Below are 1,839 nucleotides of genomic sequence, written 5' to 3'. Positions count from 1 at the left end.
GGTTCAGACCGTGTGTATATACGCTATCTTGCAGAGCTTAATGGCGCTCATGTGGTAGGATATAAAGTACTGGATGAAAAAGGTGGTAAAGGAGAAGTATATGTTTCAACAACAAGACCACCTTCTGGTAATATATCTATTTCTCCTGTAAATCCAAAAGAAAATGAAGATGTAAGGATTATGCTTTCAGGGACTTCCTTTTTTACTTTTTGGAATCCTGATACTGGACCGCAAAAAGTTGATTTAAAAGGAGCTTTAGGGCTTAGAGATAAAATTGTATATACAGTAGATATAGATGGTGAAAGAGTAATTTCAGGAAAAACTTTATATGACACTACGAGCTTTACCGATACCATTACAAGAAAATTTTCAGCAGGCCAACACACTATAACTTTGTATGTGAAAGATTCTGTAGATAGGTTTACAAGAAAAGACTATACTTTCACAGTAAGTGCTGCACCTACACCACCACCTCCTCCCGGCAGCATACAGGCAAAGATAAATCTTATTTTAGACCCACCATCTCTCAAAGCAGGAACAACGGGAGATGTAAATGCGACCATTGACGCAACATCTTCTGTGTCAAGCGGAACAGGTCCTTATGCAGCAAGATTTTGGCTTAAGGTGAATGGAGTAGATCTATTAGGTTCAGACGGTGTGGCTGTGCAGAATTTGACTTCTCTTTCTCAAGCAAAGTATACGAAGCTTATTACTAATGCAAAGCCCGGCGACAAGGTTTGGGCAAAAGTAAGAGTATGGGATGCAAGCATAAATAAAACTTCAGAGGCAGAAACCACTAAAGTAATAGGACAGTATGAGGATGTACCTACTCCAGAGCCAACACCACCTCCTGCACCAGAACCTGTACCCCCTGTTGCAGTTATAAATGCTCCTTCAGAAGTGATTCAGGGTGATGATGTGTATATAAGCTCTGGAAGCTATGACCCTGATGGAACTATTGTTAACTACAGCTGGAGCATTTCTCCTTCAAGCGGCGTGGTAGGTACTCTTTCAGGCGAAAGCGGTACAATATCTTTTGACAAGGTAGGAACGTACACAATAAGGCTGACAGTGACAGACAATGACGGCTTAACAGATACGGCACAGAAGACTATAGAAGTAAAACCTGCAGTACCTAAAGCATTTTTTGACTACACGGGTGCATTGAAGGAAAACAGAAAAGTAGTGTTAGATGCGTCAGGCAGCTATACATCGCCGAAGTATCCAATGGTATGGGATGTAACAGAGTGGGAGATAACACCTGTGAGCAGTGGCTTGACACAGAATGATATAAAGATAGTGTCTTCTACAGATATGAAGACAAGAACGGTTCTTTTTAAGAAAGCGGGAGATTATAGAGTAAGAGTAAGGGTAAAAAATAGTGCAGGGAATTATTCTGACTGGTATGAAAGGACATTAACTGTTGTAGAAGATTTACCTCCTGTTGCAGATTTCTTTGTGATGGCCACTGCTTTGAGGAACCCTTCAAACGGCAATATGGCCAAAATAGAGCTTATAGATGCCTCTTATTCCCCAGACGGTGATAAAATTGTGCAGAGAATATGGAAATATAAGTATGACAGCAACAACAACGGAAGTTTTGATGATGAGCAGTGGATAACTTTGGACAGTGGCAATAATACTCACCCAGTACTGTATACAAAAGATGTAGGAAAGTATTTATTTGAACTTTCAGTTAAAGAAGATTTTGGAGAAGAAACCATACCTGAGTTTGTATCACCGTCAGATTACAAAACTGCTGATACTTCAAATAAGCCGATGAAGGATAAAATATGTGAAGTGATAAACTTGCAGCCTGTTGTGGATTTTGAAATGTAT

General features: G+C 39.9%; 1 protein-coding gene. It reads left to right on the top strand.

Going from position 1 to position 1,839, the window contains the following annotated elements:
- The coding region (locus EV203_RS13250; RefSeq protein WP_132040913.1) for a PKD domain-containing protein at positions 1–1,839 on the top strand (1,839 nt) is incomplete at both ends.

The sequence above is a fragment of the Caldanaerobacter subterraneus genome (assembly GCF_004345675.1).
Taxonomy (GTDB): Bacteria; Bacillota; Thermoanaerobacteria; order Thermoanaerobacterales; family Thermoanaerobacteraceae; genus Thermoanaerobacter; species Thermoanaerobacter subterraneus.
Note: the sequence above shows the minus strand (reverse complement) of the source record. Positions and strands in the feature narration are given on the sequence as shown.